Raw genomic sequence first — 23,591 nt, 5'->3', positions numbered from 1 at the left:
TTATTTTTGTCCTCTGCGGGAAGAACCCTTACGGAGATCCACGCCGCTGCGTTTCAGATCAGACATTTTCTCATCGCTGGTCTGCTTAAAACGAGACATCATATCCTCAAAGCTGCCGCTGTCGTTACGGCGGCTTTGCCATTCAAAATCTCCGGGCCTGCCGGGGCTGGGCTGAGGAGCGGGACGGGAAAATCTGGGCTGCCTGGGACCGCGCCCTCCTTCTCTGCGGGGGCCGCCCTCCTGACGGCGCTGAGGACGGCGCTGCTCCTCCGGCAAAGCCTTCTTGATGGAAAGGCTGACCTTTCCTTCCTCGCTGATGGAGAGCACCTTCACCTTTACGTTTTGCCCTTCTGTAAGAAAATCCTTGATCTCATTCACGAAGGTAGGAGCCACCTCTGAAATATGTACCATTCCCGTTTGACCGCCTTCAAAGCTTACAAACGCGCCGAACTTGGTGATCCCGGTCACCTTGCCCTCATAGATCCCGCCAACCTCAAGCTGCATAAGCTGCAATTTCCTCCTCGGTTTTGCCGCACTAAGATATCATATCCGCAAAAGGTGCGGATATGATGGATTTCAATTGCCTTGCCCAGTTCTTTGCTTTGCTCAGACGGGCGATCGGCACATTATATCAACGCACCCTTGGTGCTTATGATATCATATTGGTACAGGGTCAGTCACTGCCGCCCACGTCCACAAAGATCCGCTCATTGGGCCTGGCGTAGTCCAGCTCTTCCCTGGCCTTCCGCTCCGCGTATTCCTTCAGCCCCTTGTCGTTTTCCAGAGAGCTTACCGTTTTCTGGATCTCTTCGTTTCTGGTATTCTGCGCCTGGATCTGAGTTTGCAGCTCCGCAAGCTCCGCCCGTTTGTCCGCAATACGCATCTGCCAGAAAACCAAAGTGACCAGCGCCGCTCCCGCCACTACGAATAAAGCGACCCGAAGCGGCACAAAGCCGCGATATCGTTCTGTTTTGATTTCACGCAACAAGGCCGCCTCCTTTCCGCTTTTGAGCATACTCTTTCCAGCTCTTGCCTATATAGTCTATTATATACTGGTCTACATAAGTTTTTCAAGTCTTTTTTTTCGCTTTTTTCGGCCTTTTTCCGGTTTTTTTCCGCTTTTTTGCGGGTTTTGGCTTTTGCCGCCGAAAATGCGCCGTCAGAAAGGCGCACCCTTTCCTGAAAAAAGCGGAAACCTTACAAAAAATTTTTCTCAGGCGCATTGCCACGCCGGACACAAAAGGCGACAGGGCGGTGACCACCGCCCAGCCCCCCAAAAGCTGGCACACTGCCTGAAGCAGCCGAAGCCTGCCGTGATCTACAGCCAATGCGCAAAGGAACACAACGCCCGCGCACAAACAGCAGTATAAAATATCCAGCAAGGCACGAACCGGCTTTCCTGCGTGAAACGCAAGGCAGATCGCTGAGAACAGCAAAAAAAGGCAGCCCAGGGCCGCCCCCGTTGCCAGGCAGAAAAACACGAGCGCTCCCCCGCCGCCGTTCATTTGAAGATCCGTCCGAAAAGAGACGCCGCCGATTTACTTTCCGTATAGGAAACGGCAGTGATTTTTCCAAGCACCAGCATATCTCCCGTTTCGGAGCTGAGGGTATCGATATGCAGGGCTTCTCCCTTCATATTAAACTGCCCGAGATCTGTTTCCGCGGTGATCAGCTCATCGCTGCAAAAAATCACCCGGCGAATCCCCGTGGCGGTCAGCTTTTCTCTGGCTTCCACTGTAAAGGTATGCTTTTTCAGGGGTCTTTGGTTTTCAGCCATATACTCCATTCCTTTCTTAGTTTCAAGAAATGGATATGCCCCAAAGCCGAAAATCATTCCTCCAGTATTTGATACAAACCGGAGGCTTCCTCCTTTTTGGCGTATTCCGATACGGAAAGCACCCGCGCCTTCAGCACCCGCTCTCCCAGAGAGATCTCCAGCACGTCTCCCTCCTTCACTTCATAAGAGGCCCGGGCCGCCTTGCCGTTTACCAGCACACGCCCGGCGTCGCAGGCTTCGTTTGCCACGGTGCGGCGCTTGATAAGCCGGGAAATTTTCAGGTATTTATCCAACCGCATGGTTCTCACCTCCTTCCGCAAACGCTCTTTCGCGGAGATAGAAAAACGGGCTCGGAAAACTCCGAGCCCGCATAGTAGCGCATTGCTTACTTGTTTACAGTCTCCTTCAGGGCCTTGCCAGCCTTAAAAGCGGGAGCCTTGGAAGCGGGGATCTGGATCTCCTTGTTGGTGCGGGGATCACGGCCGGTACGGGCGCCGCGCTCACGAACCTCAAAGGTGCCAAAGCCAACCAGCTGGACCTTATCGCCCTTCTTCAGAGCCTCAGTAATAGACTCGATGACTGCGCCAACAGCAGCATCGGCGTCCTTCTTGGTGATTTCTGCCTTAGCGGCAACTTCTGCGATCAGTTCAGACTTGTTCATTTTGGGATAACCTCCATTTTTTTGTGCGGCGAATTTTCTTTTCATCGTAGTGCCGCCAATCAAGATACATTCGCGGCAATTCACCGCAAAGCTTGTAACATTTGCAATAATATCATATCCATTCCCATTTTTCAAGCGTTTTTGCAATTTTTTGTCCCTTTGGGAGCATTCTGATATCATTTCCCTCCACAGCACCCAAAATCAGCAGTCCTAAAAGGTAGATCGCAGCCCCAAAAATGATGGAAATCCCCAGGCAGACAGCCTCTCCAGCGGTTCCGTCAGGTAATATCGGACGAAGCCCCTGAAAACACACTCGGGCGGAAAGCCCGCACAAAACGGCGCAGAACAGCGGCCGCAAAAACAGCTTTCCCGCAGAAAGCTTCACGCCACTTTCCTTTCGCAGGCAGAAAAATTGTGCCGCCGCCAAAAAGAGATAGCATATAAGCGTTCCCAGCGCTGCCCCGTAAATATTGATCTCCGGAATACCGCACAGCGCCCAGTTCACCATGAGCTTGAGGATCATAGCCCCAATCAACAGCTTTACCGGCAGGTCTGCTCTGCCCACAGCCTGAAGCATGCTGGAAAAAGGCGTACACATGGCGGCGGCAAGGGAGGCGACCCCCAAAAGCGCCAGCGCCCCGGCAATGATGGGAGAAGAGCTGTCTTCGCCGTAAAGCACCCGGGAAATCGGCCCCGCCACAGCGCTGATCCCCAGTCCTGCGGGAAAGCAGAACAGTGCCGTGATCCTTGCCACCGCTTCGATCCGCTGCCTGATTTCCCCGCGGTCCTTTTTTGCCCAGGCCTCCGTTACAGCCGGCAAAGCACTGATGCCAAAGGCCTGGGTCAACGCCGGAACCAACAGATACACCGTCATTGCCAAGGTATAGCAGCCGTAAAGGTAGGTTGGAATCGTCTCCGGATTTTCCAGGTACATTTCCGGGATCATACCGGAAAAGCCGGAAAGCAGCCTTTCAGGAGCCTGTTCCAGAATTCCCGCAAGCCGGCCTTGCAGAAAGGTGGCGTCGATCAGCCCTGTCACATTCATAGCCACAGAGCCTATCGCGACCGGCAGGGTAATGGCAAGCAGCCTTTTTACGGTATGCCTGCGGCTTTCCGGAACTGGGGCGCTTTTGTACAATCGGGGCGAGATCCCGTCCCCTCTTCTTTTGTGACGAAACGCCAGATACAGCAGTGCGCAGGCAGAGCCGAAGGTAACTCCCAGCACAGCCCCGGCCGCCGCGAAGGAAAGGGTAAAAAACATCGCTTCATCGGGAGACACCGGAGAAAGTGAAAAAACAGTTCCCAGCTCCGCATATTCCGTGGTGCAGGCTGAAACCACCCAATAGCTGGCGAATAAGCCCAGCCCCAGCTTTACCACCGCCTCCACCACTTCCGAGGCCGCCGTGGGGATCATGTTCTGAAGGCCTTCATAATAGCCGCGGTACACAGAGCCAAGGCAGGCGAAAAGGATCGCGGGGGCCAGCGCCAGCACGGGAACCAAAGCATGAGGCGTTTCGATCACCCGGGTGCAGTAAAAAGGCGCCAGGAGCGTCAACAGGAGCATGCCAACGCCTCCCAGGGCAAAAAACAAGGGAAAGGCCACCCGCCGAACCTGCCTGACATCATTCCACCGGCCCAAAGAACGGTTTTCCGATACCATTCTGGAGACAGCCACCGGAAACCCGGCGGTAGCCAGGCTGAACACCGGTCCGTAAAAATTGTAGGCCACGTTAAATAGTCCCATGCCGTACTCGCCCACCGAATATTTCAGCGGGATCTTAAACAGCGCGCCGATAAGTTTTACCGCTGCCATACCGGCGGTAAGGATCAGCGCCCCGTGGAGAAAGCTTTGCCTTCCCCGTTCCATTGCTTCCCGTTTTGTTTTCAAGCGTACCCTTCCTCACATAAGTTTTCTATTGATTCATATGTGAGAAGCGCCGCCAATATTTTGCGAAAATTTCTAAGGCACACCGCACAAAGATTGTGCGCAAGAAGTTGTGCAAGAGTTAATCTCCGATTAACTCTTCAGATTTTTCGTTAGAGTGCACAGATTGAGTGCGGTCTATCTCGTGATTGGCAAACGAAAACTGTGCGCTATGACGGAAAATATGCAAGCAAATTGTGTACAAAGGCCTCTGGCCGGTCTTTGTGCGGGGCTGCCTTAAAGTTTCTAGCGCAAAAAAAGCCGACCCAAATGGGCCGGCTTTTTTCCGTCGTTTTTTCTTTTTTACTCGCCCAGCTTGGTGCCGCAGTTGCTGCAATACTGAACGGAGTTGGGGCTCTGCTTGCCGCAGTTGGGGCAAACCACCTTGTTCTGCTTGTCGTTCAGTTCCTTGCGCACAGCGGCATGCTGCGCGTTCAATTCGTCGATCTCCGCCATTTTGCCAACAGCCTCTGCGTCCTCTGCCAGCTTTTCGCGGCAGGATTCAAACACATACTGGCCCAAGGCCTCGTAGCGCTTGCTGATCTCGGCGCTCAGCTCCGCCACATTGATGCGCAGCTTGGAAGCGTCTACGATCTGTCCGGCCTTTTTGCCGACAGCCTCTGCGGCAGATTTCGCGTTTATGACCACATCATCCAGAATTCCCATATTGGTATTCCTCCTTTTTTGATTTTCGATAAGATTTTAGGGGAAGCTTTTGCCTCCTATATGCTTCATTATACAGGAATTTTCAGGAATGTAAAGAGAATTTCCCTTTCAAAACACTTAAAAATCCCTTACGTTCCTTTTCTGATCTTCTTTGTTTTGCAAAACAGAAGCCCTTCTCTCCACGTTCTTACCCTAAAAATTCACGAAGCATAGAGGCTTTCGGAACCAATGCGGCATCTACCGGCTCAAAGCGCATCAAGCGGGATTCCAGGTCTCTGGCTTTCCTGTAATAGGGACTGTCCGCTGCGATCTCCCGCAAAAGTGGGATCGCTACCGTTCGCAGCACGCAAGGCTCGTAAATGTGAATGGAGTTTACGGTGTAATCCGCGCTGATCCGATAGGGACGGATATATTTATCCTCCCCGGAGACCACCTCCGGCCACATGGAAATGGTATGCTCCGCCGTGGTGCTTCGGAACTGGATATCCCGCACAATCCGGCGCACCAGCCGAAGATCCATGGGAGAGATCACCTCACCGTTGGCATCTTTGATCTGCTGCTTGACGCTGACATAGAGCTTGACACACACCTCCGGAGAAAGCTCTCCGGTAAAAATGGGGTTCAGCCCGTGAATTCCTTCTACGATCACCACATCGGTGGGGCTGATTTCGTATTGTCTTTCCTCCGCTTCCGGACGGCCCAGGGTAAAATTGTAGCGGGGCACGCTGAAGCGACCTGTGCTTGTGACCGCTTTTAAACAGGCCCTGATCTTTTCCACATTTAAGGCTTCCACCGATTCATAATCGTATTTTCCATTGGGAAGTATGGGCGCTAAACCGGAGCCCAGATAAAAATCATCCAGAGAAATGATATGGGCCTTTCCCCCGAATTCCGACAAATAGGCCCGCAGCAAATGGGCCGTGGTGGTTTTTCCGCTGCTGCTGGGCCCGGCAAGCATGACTACCCGCACCTGCCGATGCTGCTCTCTGATATTCCGGGCAATGTTTTTCAGATGTTCATGGTAGGCGTCCTCCACCTCGTTGATCATTTTCTGAGGGCAGGTCACCGCCCCTTCGTTGATTTGCTCCAGGTGGTTAATATATTTCATGTAGCCGCTGGCGAAATTGCTCATACAGTTCTATGATACCCTCCTTTCTGTCTAAGATCTCTTGGTTCCGGGAAATATATTCCTGCGGGTACTTAAAATTGAAAATTCGTTCCAGCCGATTGCTGTAAGGATCCTTCAGCTTGGTAACGCCCCCGGCCCCGCAGGCGATCACGGAATTGGACTCGTCCATGGTATAGATATTGTAGGCGCACAGGGTTCCCGGTTTCGCCCAGCCTGTGTTTTCCTGATTTCCGGCCATTCTGGTCTGGCGGTAGAGATAGTAGGGCTCATAGCCCTCCTCTGTCAGGCGTTCGATGGAATACTCTACCATGACAGCGGTCACCTCCCCTTTTCTGTGAAGGGAAAGATCCCCGCCTTCGGAAACCAGACGGGCCGAACGCTTTAAGGCCAGGGAATGGACTGTCACATTGGAGGCGCCCAGACCGATCACGCCGTTTAACGTTCTTTGAAAACCGGGAAGATCATCTCCCGGCAGTCCTACGATCAGATCGGCGTTGATTTCCCGGAAGCCCTCTTCCTTTGCCATGGCGAAAGCGTTTATCACGTCCTGTACGGTGTGTTTTCTCCCAATGTTTTCCAGCACCTGATCCGAAAGAGACTGAGGATTGATGCTGATGCGGCTGACGCCCGCCTCCCGCAGGGCACGCAGCTTCTCCTTGTCTATAGTATCGGGCCTGCCGGCTTCCACGGTAAATTCCTGGCACCGGGAAAACTCAAATTCCCGATGGATCTTTTCACAGAGCCTTGAGAGCTGGGCCGCGGAAAGGGTGGTGGGCGTGCCGCCGCCGATATAGACCGAGCGAAGGGTAAGCCCCAGCGCTTCAGTGACCCGGGCCGTTTTTTCCAGTTCCAACAGAAGCAGCTCAAAATAAGGCTCCATCAGTTTTTTCTCTTTCTCTATGCTCTGAGAGACGAAGGAACAGTAAGAACAGCGCGTGGGACAAAAGGGAATGGAAACGTACAAGCTGAAATCGTTTTCCGAAAGGGCGTTGACTACAGGTTCCTGAGCATGCAGCACACGAAGGGCCAGCTCTGATTTTTTAAGGCTGACATGGCCCCTTGCCCGAAATTTTTCCAGCCCGGCCCGCTCTCCCAGCTCCTCGCAATACTGGCGCAGCAGCTTTACCGGGTGGATGCCGGTAAGCATTCCCCAGGCGGGCGTATAGCCTGTCAGCTCTGAAAGGGCCCGATACAAAAGGTCGGTTATCCCGTATTCCTCCAAGGCTTCCCGAAGCTCCTGTTTTTCCAGATCCCTCTTCCCATCGGAAACCTTGACCCTATATAGATATTTTCCGCACGCCGGTTCTATGCCCGCCACCTGCGGTTCCACAGCGGCCAGCGCCCAGGGCTCTCCCGCCTCGGGCTGTCCCCCTTCTTCCACCCGAACAGGACTGTAGGGAAAAAACAGCCGACACAAATTTTCACATTCATACCGAAAAAAATGTCCAGACAAGGTAAGAAGCATGAGTTCACCACCTTTCTTTTAGAATTTTAGTTGTTAGATATTTTAGATAGCGGGCAAAAACAAATGAGCAATTAGGCGGTTGCACCGCAGGCACTCGTGTCCCTGCTTCGTGCAAATGGGCAGTTTTTGACCCAACCGAAAAGCAATTTTGGTAAGCTATAGTTTAGTACACAGTTCCCCCACTGTCATTCTGAGCCGCAGGCGAAGAATCTCGCCCTCAATTCCCGGGAAAAGGGGCGAAGGATGACAGGAGGAAAACAAGCAGTTACCCGCTAAATTCTAATTTATCGAACTATGCTCCTTCGTTAATAATTGCCCATTCCGCATTTCTCATTGCCCATTCCTTAAGATCTGTCAATGGAAATGACCCCCGGGATTTTGGAAAGCCTTTCGATAATGCTTTGCAACTGGGGCAGGCCGTTTATGGAGATAGTGGCGGAAATGAAAGCGTTTTCGCTGTTTCTTTCCTGCCTGGAATTCAGGGAGTGGATAAAAATGTGCATGTTGGAAAGCTGAAGGGTCACGTCTGCCAGAAGGCCGCCGCGGTCCACCGCCACAATGTGCAGGGTGGACTTGAAATCGTCCTTCACATCTCCTTCCCAATGGGCGTTGACCCACCGCTCCGGCTCCGGACAAAGGGTCAGATCCTGCGGCACATTGGAGCAGGTGCGCTTGTGAACGGAAACGCCGAAGCCCCTGGTAATAAAGCCCACGATCTCATCTCCGGGCAGAGGATTGCAGCAGCGGGAAAATTTGATCAGGCAGTTATCCATACCGTCTATCAAAACGCCGCTTGCCACCTTGTGCCTGGGCTCCGCAGGGGGATTCTGCCGTTGAGGGGGTTCCGCCTCTCCTGTTTTTGTCAGGCGCAGATATTCCTCCCGAATTCTGGGCAGCACCTTCCACAGCTGGATCCCGCCATAGCCGATAGCGGCGTAAAAATCATCGGCGGTCACGCAGCTGTAGCGCTTTCCAATGCTTTCCAGCATAAACTCCATTAAGCCGGGAACCAGGGAAATGCCGCTGCGCCGGAACTCCCGCTCCAGCTCGGCCTTGCCCTCCAAAATATTGTCGTCCCGTTTTTCCTTTTTGAACCAGGTGCGGATCTTATTTCTGGCCTCGCTGGTGCGTACCATAGTGAGCCAGTCGCGGTTGGGGCCCTTCCCTGCCTCCTTGGTGGTGAGCACCTCAATGATTTCGCCGGTCTTTACCTTATAATCCAGCGGGACGATGCGCTTATCCACCTTGGCGCCGATCATGCGGTTTCCCACAGCGCTGTGAATGGCATAGGCAAAATCCACTACCGTGGAGCCCATGGGCAGGTTCACCACATCGCCCTTGGGCGTAAACACAAAGACCTCCTCCGGCATCAGATCGCTTTTGATGGAGTGCACCAGGTCGGTCACGTCTTCGCTTTCCGCCTGGTTTTCCAGCATCTGCCGCACCCATGCCAGCCGGTCGTCCAAAATGCTGTTTTCCGATTCCTTGGCGGACATGCCAAGCTTATATTTCCAGTGAGCGGCAATGCCGTATTCCGCCGTATGATGCATTTCCCAGGTACGGATCTGCACCTCAAAGGGCACCCCCGCCTTGGTGATAACAGTGGTATGCAAGGAACGGTACATATTGGGCTTGGGGGTGGAAATATAATCCTTAAAGCGATTGGGCAGAGGCTGGAACATATCGTGCACGATACCCAGCACATTGTAGCAATCCTCAATGGTATCCACGATCACACGCACGGCAAACACATCGTAGATCTCTTCAAAGCTTTTTCCCTGAATGAACATCTTCCGGTAGATGCCGTATACGCTTTTTACCCTGCCTTCAATATACACATTGGGAATAGAGGGCTCTACCCTGCCGCGAATTTGGGCCTTGGTAGTTTCAATAAACTGCTTTCTGCTGTCGCTGCGGGCCTCCAGATCCTTTTCGATCTCGTGATAGGCCGTGGGATCCAGATATTGCAGGGACACGTCCTCCATAAATTCCTTGACCCGGCGGATTCCCAGCCGGTGGGCGATGGGAGCATACACCTCCACGCATTCCAGTGCCTTATCCCGCTGCTTTTGCGGGGAAACATATTCCAGGGTGGTCAGGTTGTGCATGCGATCCGCGAATTTAATGATGATGACCCGGATATCCTCCGCCATGGCCATCAGCATTTTCCGCAGGTTTTCCGCCTGCTGTTCTTCCCGGGAGGAAAAGGGAATCTTGCCGAGCTTTGTCACGCCATCCACCAGCTGCGCGATCTCCGTGCCGAACTGCCGGGAAAGCTCCTCCAGAGTGCAATCGGTATCCTCTACCACATCGTGGAGCAGACCCGCCATCACGGAATCGGTATCCATGCCCAGGCCCACCAGGATCGCCGCTACAGACAGCGGGTGAATGATATAAGGCTCGCCGGAGCTGCGCTTTTGAGGACGGTGTTTTTCCTCCGCCAAGCAATACGCCTGGGCGATCCGCTTGGTATCATATTCCTTTTCGCTTTCCGCGATGATCTTTTCCAGCTCCTCATAGGAGCTGATCTGCATTGCCAATTCCATAGAGTTCCTTCCTTCTTGCCCCTTATCTCTCTGGCAGTACCTGAAGCTCTAAAAAGACACGAGACGCAAACATATCCACTTTTCCTTCTGTTTTTTGAAGCTGAGCTGTCATACATTCTTCCCTGGGGCCGCAGCGAATCAGGTTTCGTTCCTCCAGCATATCCAGGCTGAAAAGAAGCTTTCCCAAAGTAAAACCTTTTTTTGAGAGAACGCCCAGCACGCTCTGCACCCCGAAGACCGCCCCGCGGAAGGAAGCCAAAAGCCGGTAAAGGGCGGCCAATTCTTCTCTGCTGGGAGCTAAAACCGCTTTTTCCGCCGCCGGCATCGCTTCCCGCCGCCGGAATTTCTCATAAAGCCGGTAAGAGTGCAGGCTTTCTTCCCCGTTCAGGCCGGAAAGGCGGATATCCCGCACCGTTACGGAAAGCCGTTCCTCTCCCCGGTATTCCCGCAGCTCTAAAGAAACCGCCAGATCCAGCCGGTCTCCGATAGAATAGGGGAATTCCTCCGGCTTTACGCCAAACCGCATACAATTTACAAAAGCGCCGTGCTTCTGGCAGACCAGGCGCAGGTGGCCCCCGCCCCCTACCGGCACGATTTCCCGCAGCTCCATGCCAAACAGCCCAAACAGAGGCTGGGGGTTCCCGCTTCCAAATGGCTCCAGCCGCCGCAGGGCCTTCGGCAGATCCGGGCTGAGCGAAGCAGGGTTCAGACGGCAGTCGAGAGACAGCACCGGCGCCGGCATTTCCGGACAGACAGCCCTTGCATAAGCGTTGATTTGATTTCGAAAAGCCTCAATATTTCCAGCGGAAAGAGTAATGCCGGCCGCCATGGGGTGGCCCCCAAACCGTTCCAGGACCTCCGCACAGGCAGACACCGCTTCAAACAGAGAAAAGCCCTCTACACTGCGCCCGCTGCCCTTGGCAGCGGTTCCGTCCTCGGAAATGACAAAGCAGGGCTTTCCGAAGCGCTCTGTGATCTTTGCCGCCACAATACCGATCACTCCATGGTGCCAGCCCTGGCCGCTGACCACGATGACCCTGCTGTACCGCAGGGCAGGATCGTTTTCGATCACTCCCATGGCTTCCTGGGTAATGACAGCCTCCTCCTGACGGCGGCGGTCGTTATCCTGGCAGATCTCCTCCGCCAGCGCCTCCGCCTCTTCCTCATATTCGCAGCAGAGCAGGCGCACTGCCCGCTCCGGCGTACCCATTCGCCCGGTGGCGTTGATGCGGGGGATCAGCGTAAAAGAAAGATTTCCGGCCGCGATGGTCCTCCCGGCGGAACACCTTTCCAGCAAAGCGGCGATCCCCGGCCTGTCGCTTTGAGAAAGGCTTCTGAGCCCGGCCTGAACGATCACCCGGTTTTCTCCGGTGATCGGCACCACGTCCCCCACGGTTCCCAGGGCTGCCAGATCGGCGTATTCCTCTAAAATTCCCTGACTGTCGCCTTCCTCCAGAGCGATCAGAAGCTTCAAGGCGACTCCCGCGCCGGAAAAATCCCGGTAGGGGCTTTCCTCCCCTTGCTGGTAAGCGTCCACTACGGCTACCGCCTCAGGCAAACGCTCCTGGGGCCGGTGGTGATCCGTTACCACCACGTCCATGCCCAAGCTGTTGGCTAAAGCCACCTCTTCCACGGAGGAAATACCGTTATCCACCGTAACGATCAGCTTGACTCCCTGACTGTGCAAATATTCCACCGCATGGCGGTTCATTCCATAGCCTTCCCCTTCCCGCTGGGGAATATAATACATCACATCGGCGCCCAATGCTTCCAGATAAGTAAAAACCATGGCCGTGGCCGTGACGCCGTCGGCATCGTAATCGCCGTAAACCGCGATTTTTTCAAAGCCGTCAATGGCGCGGCGAATGCGCCCCGCAGCCTTCTCCATATCCTTCATGAGAAAGGGATCGGAAAGTGAGGTCTCACCGCCCAGCAGCTCCGTAACCTGCTCCTCCCTGCTCCAGCCCCGGATCTCCAGCAGCATGGCAAGAAAAAAAGGAATGGAATACCGCTCCGCAAGCTGTGCGGCTCTGTCCTTATCCAGCGAGGCTATCTTCCACAGCTTCAGATCCAATACCATCTCCCCCTTTCCGAACAATACCTGATAAAGGAACACTAGGGCGTGTTCCCATGAAGCTAACACACACGCCTTTTCGGCAAATTTTACAGGCTTCTATGTTAAAAATCCTGCGGTTCTTTTGCCTTGTATCCTGCAAAATTTTGCTCGAAAATCCGTGCACTTATCTTATGTGAACACGCCCTAGTATAGCATTTTTCTCGAAAAAGCGCAAGACGGCGGAAGAAACATGGAGTTGTTAGATTACATTCAGGTGCCGGAGAGAGATATAATGAGCAATTAGCAATGAGAAATGAGCAATGAAAAGCAAGGGCAAGGCGATGCTTGCAACGCTCGGTAAATGAGCAGTTCCCCCTGTCATTCTGAGGAACGAAATGACGACGAATCTCGACCTTGGTTCCGGGAAAAGGACAAAGGGCGAGATTCTTCACTTCGTTCAGAATGACAGGAGGAAGGCAGGTGGATAACCGCTAAATTATAGTTTAGCAGTTACTCTTGGCTTTCTCGCCTGTCGGCTCGGTCGGTTCGCATCAGCGTCCCACCGGGACGCGCTCACCCCTGAAAGGGGAGCTGTCACGGCAAAGCCGTGACTGAGGGGTTCCGAAGAAGGGCAGAAAAGCACAGGTTTGTGCGGGTTTCCAGCGAGCTGGAACCTCTCCACCACCTGACGGTGGTCCCAGAAGGTTGCAAAGCAACCTTCTTCCCCTATTCAGGGGAGGCAAGGGTTACTGCTATTTGTCAGTCTCACAAATTCCAATTTAACTGCTTGGTTGTGGTCGGGCTGGAAACTGTCCGTTTGCACCAAGCAGCTTCACGAGTGGCCGCGGCGCCTCGCCGCCAAATTTCAATTTACCAGGCGTTGGTTACAACGCCTGTGTTGGTTACAACGCCTTACCCTTGACCTTCAATTCCTCATTTCTAATTGCTCATTCCTCATTCTATTTTATCGCATTTCCCGCAGCAGCGCTTCCGCGCAGCGGATACCGTCTACGGCGGCGGAGACGATGCCTCCGGCATATCCAGCGCCTTCGCCGCAGGGGAACAGGCCTGCGGCAAGGGGGGATTGCAGCTTTTCATTTCGCAGAATGCGAACCGGCGAGGAGCTTCTGGTTTCCGGGGCGGTGAGCACCGCGTCGCCGTTATCGAAGCCAGAAAGCCGCTTTCCCAGCAGGGGTAGGGCCTGGCGCATGGAAGCCGTTACAAACTCCGGCAGGCAATCGTCCAACGAGCCGGGGATTACGCCGGGCTGATAGGAGGGAAGCACCCTGCCGAAGCTTTTCGTGGGAACTCCCCGCAAAAAATCCGCCACTCTCTGCGCGGGGGCATGATAGCTTTCCCCTGACAGCTGAAAGGCCGCCCGCTCGATCCGGCGCTGAAATTCCACTCCGGCCAGGGGCCCTGCCCCGCCGAAATCCGCCGGGGAAACGCCTACCAGAAGGGCGGAATTGCTGTTTTCTCCGTCTCTTGCCCAGGCGCTCATGCCGTTTGTCACCACACCGCCGGGCTCGGAGGCCGCCCCGGTCACAGTGCCGCCGGGGCACATACAGAAGGTATACACGCCCCTGCCGTTATCCAAATGGCAGGAAAGCTTGTAATCCGCCGCGCCGAGTCTTGGGTGTCCGGCAAAGAGACCGTACTGGGCTTTGTCGATCAAAGCTGCCGGGTGCTCGATCCTGGCCCCCACGGAAAACGCCTTGGCTTCCAGCGGCAGCTTTAGGCCTTCCAATTCTTCAAACACATCTCTGGCACTGTGGCCCACCGCCAGGATCGCCCGGTCACATTCCAAAACCTCCGGACCGCCAGGGCCTTGCAGTTCCAGTCCCCACAGCCTGTCGTTTCGCAGCCGAAAACCGGTGACTCTTGTGGAAAAGCGCACCTGGCCGCCCAGGGAAATGATCTGCTCCCGAATAGCCTTGACTACTCTGGGCAGACGGTCCGTGCCGATGTGGGGTTTCGCTTCAAATAGAATTTCCTCCGGCGCGCCCGCCCTTACAAGCTCCTCCAGCACTTTGCGAATGCGGGGATCTCCGGTACCGGTTGTGAGCTTGCCGTCGGAAAAAGCGCCCGCGCCTCCCTCACCAAACTGCACGTTGGATTCGGGATCCAGCTGTCCCTTTTCCCAAAAGCTTTTCACGGAATTTTCCCGTTCCTTCACGGGAAGGCCCCGCTCCAACACAAGGGGGCGCTGGCCGCACTGAGCCAGAATCAATGCGGCGAAAAGCCCCGCCGGGCCGAAGCCGATCACAACCGGAGGCTGTGAAAGCGGCTTGCTTTCCGGCAGCTGATAGCAATAGGGCACGGCCCGCTGCACGCTTTGATCCCTCACCCTGGAAAGAACGCGGGCTTCCTTTCCCTCAATGGAGACCTCCACGGCGCAAACAAAGTGAAGCTGTTCTTTTTTCCGGGCGTCCAGAGACTTTTTCACCAGCCGCACTTCCCTGATTCCCTGTTCCGGCAGCCCTAGCCTTTTAGCGGCCGCCCGCTTCAGATCGTCCCCGGAAAAATCCAGGTCCAGAGAAAGGCCGGTAAGCTTCAGCATTTTGTTCACCCCTTCCGGTTGTTAATTATGGACTTTTATTTGATGGAGGCCGCCGCGCTTTGCCCCGCTGTCAGGCCGGTTGCCCAGGCCCAATGCAGGTTAAAGCCGCCGCAGTCGCCGTTTACATTCAGCAATTCCCCTGTCAAATACAGGCCGGGGCATTTTTTCGATTCCATACGGGAAAGCTCCAGCTCCCTGAGGGGCACCCCGCCCACCGTTACCTGGGCGCTTTCCCAGGAACCTGGGCCGGTTATGGGGAACCGCAGCGCCTTTGCCGCTTCCGCCGCCTGCTTCAGCTGCTGGGGAGACAGCTTGCTGATCGGCATTTCCCGGGAGAAACCCAGGCATTTTACCAGCTCCTGGCCGATCCGCAAATTCAGCGCGCCGGAAAACAGCTCGCCCGCAGGCAGTGCCGGGCGGTTTTTCCGCAGCTGCTTCAGGTAATTCGTGATCCCCTGCACGGAAAACCTGCTCAGCAGATCCAGCCGAAGTTCTGTATGTTCCCATTTCTTTCCCAGCCGGGAGGAAAGATCAAAAATACAGATACCGGAAAGCTGACCGTCTCCAAACAGCACTTCTCCCTGCTCTTCTCCCAGCTTTTCCTCTCCCCGGTACAGAGCCGCCTTTGCCTTACAGCGGTTTCCCTTCAGAGAACGGCACAGCCTGGAAGAGGTTTTCAGCGGAACCAACGCCGGAGAAAGCTCCGTTACCGTATGCCCCAGGGCTTTTACCAGCCCATACCCCTTTTCCTCACAGGAATGCTTGGGGGACGCCATACCGCCGCAGGCCAGAATACATTTTTCCGCAAACAGGGTCTCGCCGCTTTTTGAAGTCAGCAAAAATCCGTTCTGCCTAAGAGCAATAGAGCGCACTTCAAAGCCCCAGGCTGTTTCCACACCCGCCTCCTCGCAGGCGCTCCACAGGACTTGCAGCACCGCCGCGGCCTGGAGGCTGTTGGGATATGCCCGGCCCTCGCTGTCGCTGGTGCAGATCAGCCCCAGGCTTCCGAATTCCTCCATGACCTGCCGGGAGGGCCACCGGGCCAGCACCGCCTTTGCCGCCTCCGCGTCGCCGTGATACCGCTCCGGGGAAATGTGAAGGTTTGTCAGATTGCACCGTCCGTTCCCCGTGGCCAAAAGCTTTTTGCCGGGGCGGGGGTTCCCCTCCAGCAAAATCACCTGGCCCGCTTTCCCCCGCTCCCGCAGACAGCGGGCGGCTTTCCCGGCGGCCATCAAGCCGGAGGCTCCCGCCCCCACTACGGCAATTTGAACCCGCTTCATCTCAAATCACCAGTCCCAGCACGCCATAAGAGAGAACGCACATGATAATATCGGCAATCAGCGTACCCAGGGCTACGGACAACATGGCGGATTTGAGATCCATCTTCATCAGCGCCGCTGCCAGAGAGCCTGTCCACGCCCCAGTGCCGGGCAAGGGAATGGCCACAAAGATCATAAGCCCCAGGGTTTTATAGCGGTTGATTTTATCAAATTTACTCCTGCCCTTTTCCTCCATGCGGTTTACCAGCTTTACAAGCCGGGTATTCCGCATCCAATCAAAAATTTTATTGATAAACAGCAGAATAAAGGGCGTGGGCAGCAAGGTGCCCACCAGGCAGATAAAAAAGGCAGGCCACAGCTCTACGCTTAAAAGCTTTGCCGCCAGAATGCCGCCCCGCAACTCGATGATCGGCATGAGAGACAGGAGAAACACCGTAAGCTCTGCCGGAATGGTTTCACTGAAAAAATTGACCAGCGCCTGAACGATCCCTTCCATGGTATGACCACTTCCCTTTTCTTTTTCCTTATAGTCTTTCCATTTTACAAGGAATTCCCAGGAAGATATTTCTCCCTGGGAATTATTTCCTGAATTTCTTTTTTGTTTTCATTTTTTCCGGTAGAGGCTGAAGCATTACTCCCATCTTGCCGCTGATTTTCCTTGACAAACAACGGGTTTTCCGGCGATAGCTTATTGCCACAGCCCGAAGGGAAGCTGCTGTGGAGCTGATGTGCCCAGCAGCTCTCCGGCCAGGTCTCCGAAGGTATAGCCCTGCTTTTCCCATTCGGTGAGAAGCTCATCGAGAATTTCGCCGTTGGTTTTTGAGGTGCTGTGCAGCAGCACCACCGCGCCGGGGTGCACCCTTGGCAGCAGCTTTTGAAAGGCCTCGTCTCTTGTGGGCTGGTCGTTTTCGTACCAATCCACATAGGCAAGGCTCCAGAATACGGTATGATACCCCAGCTTTTGTGCCATTCGCAGATTATTTTCGCAGAATTTTCCCTGGGGCGGGCGGTATAGCTTTGGCATTTCCGTTCCGATCAGCTCCTGATACAGCCGGGCGTTTTTCTCAAGCTCATTCTGGAAGCTGGCTTCGTCCGCGATGGCAGACATATCGGGGTGGCTGTAGGTGTGGTTCCCCACCGTATGGCCTTCGCTTACCATGCGTTTTACCAGATCCGGCTGGGTCTCAAAATAATTTCCCACCAGAAAAAAGACGGCTTTTACCCCGTGCTTTTTCAAAGCGTCCAGGATCTTCTCCGTATTGCCGTTTTCAAAGCCCGCGTCAAAGGTGATATAAAGCTTTTTTTCAGCGGGATCCTTACAGTAGAGAGCGTCGTACTGCGCCAAATATTCAGAAGAGGCGTTTCCCACAGGTGCTTCTCCCTGCTTTTGAAAGCTCAGACCCCAGTTTGTGATCTCACCGGAAGTGAACAGCGCGCCGCCGTTTCCCGCCGCCACAGCGGTGACGATCCCGCAGATCACCAAAATCGCAAAGGTGGAGATCAGTACGCCCCTGCGCCGTTTCAGCAGCCTTAAAAATTCCTTCATATGCGTTCCTCCCGCTTTTCTCCAGCTGTTTTCCTGCAAAGCCTGTGCCATTTTATGTTTTTTTCCGGGGAAATATCACCTTCCCATTGCGTCCGCGCCCAAAATACTGTATGATTTTTGTAAGGATTCATTTTCAGACTTTTAAGGAAGCGCCGGTATACTTAAGGCAGCACCGCACAAAGACCGGCCAGAGGCCTTTGTACACGATTAACTCTTGCGCACAATCTTTGTGAGGTGCTGCCTTGATTTTATTAAATTCCAAATCCGATACGGGCCTTGCGCGGTCTGATTTTTCCAATATTATTTGAAGGGAGCTCCTGCTATGGACGCGTTGGACAATAAAAACATTCTGGTGGTCGATGACGACAGAGAGATCGTGCGGGCCATCGCCCTGAACCTGGAAAGCGAGGGCTATACGGTTTTCAAGGCCTATGACGGCCTGGAGGCCTTGGATCTTGCCATGACAAAGGAGATCCATCTCGTCATCATTGACGTGATGATGCCAAAGCTGGACGGCCTTTCTGCGATCATGAAAATCCGGGAACGGAAAAATTTGCCCATCATTGTGCTTTCCGCCAAAAGCGAGAACAGCGATAAGGTAATCGGCCTTTCCATGGGCGCTGACGATTATATCACAAAGCCCTTTAACCCCATGGAGCTCACCGCCCGGGTAAAATCTCAGCTGCGCCGGTACACCAGCCTGGGAGATATCAACGCAAGCGGAGAAAATACCATTGTAAACGGCAGACTCACCTTCAACCTGGACGAACACGTGCTGTATGCGGACGGAGAGCCCGTAAAGCTTACCGCCACGGAAACGAAGATCGTGGAGCTTTTGATGCGAAACCCCGGCCGCATTTTCCCCGCCGAGGAAATTTATTCCAAAATCTGGAACGAATCCGCCTATTCCACGGAAAACACGGTGATGGTGCATATTCGCCGTATCCGGGAAAAAATTGAACTCAACCCGAGCGAGCCGGAATACTTAAAGGTGGTGTGGGGCATTGGCTACAAAATCGAAAAGCACTAATACCCTCAAGGGCGTCGTTTCCTGGCTGTGCCTGATCACGATGCTGTGCGGCATCGCCGTGGGGACCGTAGGCCTGGTCATGGTAGCGGTGGATCCCTTTTTGCAGGCCCGTATCGCCGAGTTTTTCAGCGGCTTTTCCTCTTCCTCGGTCTCTTTGGAAGCCTCTGCCGAGGCCGCCCAGCACTCTCAGCAGGCGCTCTATGAATTTACCGTTCAAATTCTCAGCATTCTCGCTCTTTCCATTGCCGTGATCCTTCCGGTGTTTCTTTTTCGGAAGGATCGGCAAAAGCTGGAGGCCGATCTGGCCAGGTGGTTTTCCAAGATCTGGATCGAGGTAAAGCTTCTGTGCATTGTTTTACTTTTGTTGTTCAGCCTGGCGATCGACGCCAGCACCGCGGTAACGCCCTTTGGCATTGTCACCCTGTGCACCGGTATTCTTCTGTTGTACTTTCTGTGCCTGGATATCGGCTACAACAAAAGCTTGTTCCGGCATAATATTATCCATTCTGTTTTGAAGGCTTTGAACGGCTACCGGGGAATGTCCACCTTCCAGCAGCGCAGCCTGCGGCGGTTGTATTCCTGCCTGGGCGTGGTGATCGGGATCATCTTTCTGTCTGGAACGATTTTTCTATGGATCAACAGCTCCGACCGATACTTCTCCTTCCAGGAGGCTTTGCTTTTCTTCACACTGCTGTTTGCGGTGATCGGCGTGGGAGGCACCATTCTCTGGTATGTTTTCGCCTTAAAGCAGGATCTGCGGGACTGGAACTTTCTGATGGCGCAGATTGCCGAAATGTACGGCGGGAATCTGGACGCAGTGAACCATGTGCCCCCCACCTCCAATTTATACGACTGCTCCATGCAGCTGAATATGATCCGCATCGGCATTCAAAAGGCCGTGGAGGAGGGCATTAAGGCGGACCGCACCAAGGTGGAGCTGATCACCAACGTATCTCACGATATCAAAACGCCCCTGACCTCCATTATCAGCTATATTGAGCTCATCAAAAAGGAGCCTGATCTGCCGCCGCTTGTCATGGATTATGTAAACACGATCTCCCGAAAGGCAGATCGTCTCAGCTCCATTGTACAGGACGTGTTTGAGGTTTCCAAGGCGGCTACCGGAAACATTCACCTGGATCTGGAGGATCTGGATCTGGGGAAGCTGCTGCGACAGACCCTGGCGGAAATGGAGGAGACCCTGCAGCCCGCCCAACTGACCTGGCGGGTGGAGATCCCGGACGCTCCCCTTTTGGTCCACGCCGATGGACAGCGGCTGTACCGGGTGTTTCAAAACCTGATCCGCAACTGCACTCAATATTCTCTGGAGGGTTCCCGGGTCTATTTGCAGCTGATCGCCCAAAACGGAAACGCGGTGGTAAGTATTCGGAATATCTCCCGAAATGAGATCACCATGAACGGCGAGGACCTTACCGCAAGATTTGTCCGGGGCGACCAGAACCGCACCACCGAGGGCAGCGGCCTGGGCCTTTCCATCGCCAAAAGCTTTACTGAAGCCTGCGGCGGGCGCTTTACCGTGCATACGGACGGAGACCTGTTTATCACTGTGGTGGAATTCCCCCTGGTGTCTCCGGCTCCCCTGCCTGTTTCCCCGGCACAAACCGCTGTCCCCGCGGCGGAACATGTACCGGGGAAACCAAGCTCACAGGAGATTCCCGGCCTGTCTCCCACCCCCCGGGAAGCGCCGCCGGTTTTGCCAAATCATTTTGACGGCCCTGCTGGGCCCGATGGTTTTGAGCAGCCTTCGGGTTCTGAAAAATAAAAAAACAGAAAGCCTCCCCGGCTGCGTATGCTGAAAACCAGCAGTACGCCAGCCGGGGAGGCTTTTGTTTGCTTTTATGGGTCAAATACTGGACTCCGGATAATAGTGGTGTAAAAATAACTGAGCGATACTCGGTTATGCGGCGCAGTGAAGGAAAAAGGTAGGGCACAGTAAATGATAGGTTAGCGAATTAGTTGTTAGCTGTTGGTTATTAGTCGTTAGAGAAGGGCAAGCTACCTCCTTTGCCATTCTGAGGAACGTAGAAAGCTATAGATTTCTTGACGAAGAATCTCGACCTTAATTCCAGAGCAAAAGGACAAAGACGAGATTTTTCACAGAGAAAGCAAGGTTTCCTTGCTTTCTGTTCAGTAATGACAAAAGGAAAGAAAGCGGCTTGCTGTTAAATTATAGTTTATATGACACTCCTTGGCTCCCCTGAAAGGGGAGCTGTCACGGCAAAGCCGTGACTGAGGGGTTCCGAAGAAGGGCAAAAAAGCACAGGTTTTATGCGGGCTTCCAGCGAGTTGGAACCTCTCCACCACCTGACGGTGGTCCCCCTCCCCTTTCAGGGGAGGCAAGGTGGTTAGTACTATTCGCTAGTCCGCAAAATTCCAATTTATCCGCTGCCTTACAATCGGGTCAAAACGCCTTTACGGCAGTGTGCCATGAACTCGCAGCTCTTTGCCGCTACTTCGCCGCCGCGATGGCTTGGTTTAAGTCGGCCAGGATATCCTCGATGTTCTCGATGCCCACAGAAAGCCGCAGCAGATCGGCGGGAACGCCTGCTTCCTTCAGCTGCTGGTCGTTCATCTGGCGGTGGGTGGTGCTGGCGGGGTGCAGCACACAGGTGCGCAGGTCCGCCACATGGGTCACAACGGAGGCCATTTTCAGGCTGTCCATAAATTTCACCGCCGCTTCCCTGCCGCCCTTTAAGCCAAAGGATACCACACCGCAGATGCCGTGAGGCATATATTTCCCGGCAAGGGCATGATCCGGGCTGCTTTCTAAGCCCGGAAAATTGACCCAGGCCACATCGGGGCAAGCTTTCAGATATTCCGCCACAGCCTGGGCGTTGGCGCAGTGGCGTTCCATGCGCAGGGCCAGTGTTTCCAGGCCGAGGTTCAGCAGGAAGGCGTTCATGGGGGCTGCCTGGGCACCGATATCCCGCATCAGGTGGCAGCGGGCCTTGGCGATATAGGCCGCCGGGCCAAACTGCTTAGTATAGATCACACCGTGATAGGATTCATCGGGCTGAGTCAGTGCGGGGAACTTGCCGTTTTCCCAGTTGAATTTGCCGGAATCCACGATCACGCCGCCCAGCTGCACCGCATGGCCGTCCATGTACTTTGTAGTGGAATGCACCACAATATCCGCGCCGAAGGAAATCGGCCGGCAATTCATAGGCGTGGGGAACGTATTATCTACGATCAGCGGTACGCCGTGCCGGTGCGCCGCCTGGGCAAAGGTCTCCAGGTCCGCCACCGCCAGAGAAGGGTTCGCCAGAGTTTCCGCAAACACGCAGCGGGTATTTTCCCGAATCGCCGCGCCGATCTCCTCCACCGTGCTGGTGGGAGCTACAAAGGTGGTTTCAATGCCCATTTCCTTCATGGTTTTGTAAAACAAATTGAAGGTGCCGCCGTAAATGGCGCTGGAGCTTACCACATGATCTCCAGCCGTGCAGATATTTAAAACCGCCATCAGAGAAGCGGCCTGCCCGGAGGAGGTGAGCAGCGCGCCCACGCCCCCTTCCAACGCGGCGATTTTCTTTTCCACCACATCGTTGGTGGGGTTCCCCAGACGGGTATAGAAGAAGCCATCCGCCTGCAGATCAAAAAGGTCTCCCATCTCCTTGGAGCTTTCATAGGTATAAGTGGTGCTCTGTACAATGGGAGCCACTCTGGGCTCTCCGTTTCCGGGCTTGTAGCCCGCATGAATACACAACGTGTCCAGCTTGTAATCCGCCATGCTTTTTCGTTCCTTTCTCTGTTATTTATGTAGGGACCGGCCTCCGGACGGTCCGTGGATACTGTAAATGATAGCGGACCGTCCGGAGGCCGGTCCCTACAAGGTTACCTTCAACTGCCTGCCAAATAGATTTCAAAAAATACTTTTCAGCCAATTCGCCAGGGCGTCCGCGCCGAACACGGCCAGGATCACCAGCAGGAAAAAGCCCAGAAGAGATAAAACCTGCACAAGGATTCGCTTTTTCCGGGGCATTTCCTCGAACTCCTCTTCCCCGGCCTGCTGCTCCAGCTCCGCCTTCATCTGAGCGGAAAACTCCTTTGCCGCGGGCAGATCCTCATAGCGCACATAGATATTTTTGTCGGTGGGCATCACTTCACAATCATAAAGATAACTGGTTTTGCCCTTACTGAAGGGCTCCAGCTGGTATAAGACGCCCGCTTCATCGAATTGTTCCGCAAGCCGCCCGGCGGTGTATTGATCCGCCCGGTGCAGCAGAACCATATCCTCCCCATTTACTGCCCGCAGCCTGACGCTTTTGCAGGCAGGGCATTTTTCGGTGGAATCAGGACAAATGGAACGGCATTTTTCGCAATACAGCATATTTGATCCTCCTGAAAGCATACGCCGCAGGGGCGCTGCCCTACCGACCACTGTATTCCCACATACTTAATAAACCTTAAAGCTTATCATACTCCAAATTCCGAAATTTGTAAATACGGTTTCTGCCGTGGCAACCACGAGGCATAATAGTTTAGCGGTTAGTTCTCCACTGCCATTGCTAAGCAAAAAGTGCAAAAGCTATAGCTTTTGCACTTTCTTGAAGAATCTCGTTCTTCATTTCTGAGTAAAAGAGCAAAGAACGAGATTCTTCACCGCCTTCAGCGGCTCAGAATGACAGAAGGAAAGTGAACGATTCGCCGCTAGATTGTAGTTTAGCGGATAATTCTCCCTTGTCATTCTGAGGAACGAAGTGACGAAGAATCTCGTCCTTGATTCCGGGAAAAGGGCGAAGGACGAGATTCTTCACTTCGTTCAGAATGACAAGGGGAAGCCTTTTCCCTTTCTAATAACTAACGACTAACACGCTAAATTCCAATTTACCGAACAGTTCCCCACTGTCATTCTGAGGAACATAGTGACGAAGAATCTCGACCTTTATTCCGGGAAAAGGAAGAAGGACGAGATTCTTCACTTCGTTCAGAA

At 54.0% G+C, this 23,591-nt stretch carries 20 protein-coding genes; 2 read left to right on the top strand and 18 right to left on the bottom strand.

Annotated elements, in window-relative coordinates:
* From U8T64_RS06425 to U8T64_RS06350, 16 genes are all read right to left on the bottom strand, one after another.
* Complete coding sequence (locus tag U8T64_RS06425; RefSeq protein ID WP_322182101.1) at positions 1 to 504, bottom strand: S1 RNA-binding domain-containing protein; 504 nt, start codon at positions 502 to 504, stop codon at positions 1 to 3.
* Between the two features lie 169 nt (positions 505 to 673).
* Positions 674 to 985 carry an FtsB family cell division protein gene (locus U8T64_RS06420; RefSeq protein WP_322182099.1) on the bottom strand — a complete coding sequence of 104 codons (312 nt, stop codon included), beginning with the start codon at positions 983 to 985 and terminating at the stop codon, positions 674 to 676.
* A gap of 85 nt (positions 986 to 1,070) precedes the next feature.
* Entirely contained in the window at positions 1,071 to 1,505 is a 435-nt protein-coding gene (yabQ, locus tag U8T64_RS06415) for a spore cortex biosynthesis protein YabQ (RefSeq protein WP_322182097.1), read from the bottom strand.
* Positions 1,502 to 1,777, bottom strand: a complete 276-nt coding sequence (locus tag U8T64_RS06410) for a YabP/YqfC family sporulation protein (protein ID WP_322182095.1) — start codon at positions 1,775 to 1,777, stop codon at positions 1,502 to 1,504. Before U8T64_RS06410 ends, yabQ begins: the two co-directional genes overlap by 4 nt.
* Positions 1,778 to 1,830: 53 nt before the next feature.
* Entirely contained in the window at positions 1,831 to 2,076 is a 246-nt protein-coding gene (locus U8T64_RS06405) for an RNA-binding S4 domain-containing protein (protein ID WP_322182093.1), read from the bottom strand.
* An 86-nt stretch (positions 2,077 to 2,162) separates the two neighbouring features.
* The gene (locus U8T64_RS06400; RefSeq protein WP_322182091.1) at positions 2,163 to 2,438 is read right to left on the bottom strand and encodes an HU family DNA-binding protein; all 276 of its coding nucleotides are present in this window, start codon (positions 2,436 to 2,438) and stop codon (positions 2,163 to 2,165) included.
* Between the two features lie 112 nt (positions 2,439 to 2,550).
* Positions 2,551 to 4,326: a putative polysaccharide biosynthesis protein gene (locus tag U8T64_RS06395; protein WP_322182089.1), complete on the bottom strand. Its 1,776-nt coding sequence runs from the start codon at positions 4,324 to 4,326 to the stop codon at positions 2,551 to 2,553.
* Positions 4,327 to 4,665: 339 nt separating this feature from the next.
* Complete coding sequence (locus U8T64_RS06390) at positions 4,666 to 5,028, bottom strand: zinc-ribbon domain-containing protein (protein ID WP_322182087.1); 363 nt, start codon at positions 5,026 to 5,028, stop codon at positions 4,666 to 4,668.
* A gap of 187 nt (positions 5,029 to 5,215) precedes the next feature.
* Entirely contained in the window at positions 5,216 to 6,160 is a 945-nt protein-coding gene (locus U8T64_RS06385; protein ID WP_322182085.1) for a uridine kinase family protein, read from the bottom strand.
* Entirely contained in the window at positions 6,123 to 7,622 is a 1,500-nt protein-coding gene (gene hemZ, locus U8T64_RS06380; protein WP_322182083.1) for a coproporphyrinogen dehydrogenase HemZ, read from the bottom strand. The genes U8T64_RS06385 and hemZ overlap by 38 nt, the downstream gene beginning before the upstream one ends.
* Positions 7,623 to 7,966: 344 nt before the next feature.
* On the bottom strand, positions 7,967 to 10,168 hold the full coding sequence (locus U8T64_RS06375) for a RelA/SpoT family protein (RefSeq protein WP_322182081.1): 2,202 nt from the start codon (positions 10,166 to 10,168) through the stop codon (positions 7,967 to 7,969).
* 22 nt (positions 10,169 to 10,190) lie between these two features.
* Positions 10,191 to 12,242 carry a single-stranded-DNA-specific exonuclease RecJ gene (recJ, locus tag U8T64_RS06370; RefSeq protein WP_322182079.1) on the bottom strand — a complete coding sequence of 684 codons (2,052 nt, stop codon included), beginning with the start codon at positions 12,240 to 12,242 and terminating at the stop codon, positions 10,191 to 10,193.
* A 946-nt stretch (positions 12,243 to 13,188) separates the two neighbouring features.
* A complete protein-coding gene (locus U8T64_RS06365) occupies positions 13,189 to 14,784 on the bottom strand; it encodes an NAD(P)/FAD-dependent oxidoreductase (RefSeq protein WP_322182077.1) in 1,596 nt (531 codons plus the stop codon).
* Positions 14,785 to 14,819: 35 nt separating this feature from the next.
* A complete protein-coding gene (locus U8T64_RS06360; RefSeq protein WP_322182075.1) occupies positions 14,820 to 16,064 on the bottom strand; it encodes a BaiN/RdsA family NAD(P)/FAD-dependent oxidoreductase in 1,245 nt (414 codons plus the stop codon).
* A 1-nt stretch (position 16,065) separates the two neighbouring features.
* Positions 16,066 to 16,560 (bottom strand): COG2426 family protein, encoded by a 495-nt coding sequence (locus U8T64_RS06355; RefSeq protein ID WP_322182072.1) that lies wholly within the window; start codon positions 16,558 to 16,560, stop codon positions 16,066 to 16,068.
* A gap of 192 nt (positions 16,561 to 16,752) precedes the next feature.
* The gene (locus U8T64_RS06350; RefSeq protein WP_322182070.1) at positions 16,753 to 17,610 is read right to left on the bottom strand and encodes a polysaccharide deacetylase family protein; all 858 of its coding nucleotides are present in this window, start codon (positions 17,608 to 17,610) and stop codon (positions 16,753 to 16,755) included.
* A 322-nt stretch (positions 17,611 to 17,932) separates the two neighbouring features.
* Here U8T64_RS06350 and U8T64_RS06345 point away from each other — a divergent pair, with 322 nt between their 5' ends.
* Together U8T64_RS06345 and U8T64_RS06340 are read left to right on the top strand one after the other, a co-directional pair.
* The gene (locus tag U8T64_RS06345; protein WP_322182068.1) at positions 17,933 to 18,640 is read left to right on the top strand and encodes a response regulator transcription factor; all 708 of its coding nucleotides are present in this window, start codon (positions 17,933 to 17,935) and stop codon (positions 18,638 to 18,640) included.
* Positions 18,615 to 20,423 (top strand): sensor histidine kinase, encoded by a 1,809-nt coding sequence (locus tag U8T64_RS06340; RefSeq protein ID WP_322182066.1) that lies wholly within the window; start codon positions 18,615 to 18,617, stop codon positions 20,421 to 20,423. The genes U8T64_RS06345 and U8T64_RS06340 overlap by 26 nt, the downstream gene beginning before the upstream one ends.
* Positions 20,424 to 21,110: 687 nt before the next feature.
* Here U8T64_RS06340 and U8T64_RS06335 read toward each other — a convergent pair.
* Entirely contained in the window at positions 21,111 to 22,388 is a 1,278-nt protein-coding gene (locus U8T64_RS06335) for an O-acetylhomoserine aminocarboxypropyltransferase/cysteine synthase family protein (RefSeq protein WP_322182064.1), read from the bottom strand.
* Between the two features lie 132 nt (positions 22,389 to 22,520).
* Complete coding sequence (locus U8T64_RS06330; protein ID WP_322182063.1) at positions 22,521 to 22,988, bottom strand: hypothetical protein; 468 nt, start codon at positions 22,986 to 22,988, stop codon at positions 22,521 to 22,523.
* Positions 22,989 to 23,591: the final 603 nt, after the last annotated feature.

It is taken from the genome of Neglectibacter caecimuris (assembly GCF_034335015.1).
Lineage (GTDB): Bacteria > Bacillota > Clostridia > Oscillospirales > Acutalibacteraceae > Acutalibacter > Acutalibacter caecimuris_A.
Note: the sequence above shows the minus strand (reverse complement) of the source record. Positions and strands in the feature narration are given on the sequence as shown.